The organism is Streptomyces sp. BE303 (assembly GCF_036290945.1).
Taxonomy (GTDB): domain Bacteria; phylum Actinomycetota; class Actinomycetes; order Streptomycetales; family Streptomycetaceae; genus Kitasatospora.
In genome coordinates this window covers 1-356 of the sequence record NZ_JAQYWZ010000489.1, presented here as the reverse complement: position 1 = coordinate 356, position 356 = coordinate 1, and the positions used below count along the sequence as shown (strand labels likewise).

Annotated in this window: 1 protein-coding gene; it reads right to left on the bottom strand. The window is 76.4% G+C overall.

Annotated features, from left to right (window positions below; all coding sequences use genetic code 11):
• Window positions 1-253, bottom strand: a 253-nt coding sequence (locus PUR56_RS10680; protein ID WP_329948700.1) for a hypothetical protein, incomplete at its 3' end; no start/stop codon positions are given.
• Window positions 254-356: the final 103 nt, after the last annotated feature.

Here is a 356-nt window from a genome sequence, read left to right as displayed (position 1 = left end):
GCACGGTGGCCTGTGAGACCTGGTGGCCGTCCCACCGGCACATCGCCCAGACCTTCCGGTGGCCCCACGCGGGGTGGGCAAGCGCGTGGCGGCGGGCCGCGTCACGAACCCCTTCCCGGGCCGGACGCGGCCACGGCCCCTTGGCCTGTGCGCCGCGGCGGGCGCGGGCCCGGTGACGGCGCCAGGTCCGCTCGGGCACGCCGATCAGGCGGCAGAACCTCGCGGTCGGCATGCCCGCCTCGACGCGGATCACCTCGAGGTCCTCGAAGGGCCCGGCCGGCCCTCCGCGGACTTCTTCCACACCCGCAGCTCGACCGCGGCCTCACCCAGCGCCTGGGTCAAGTCGGCGACCTGAG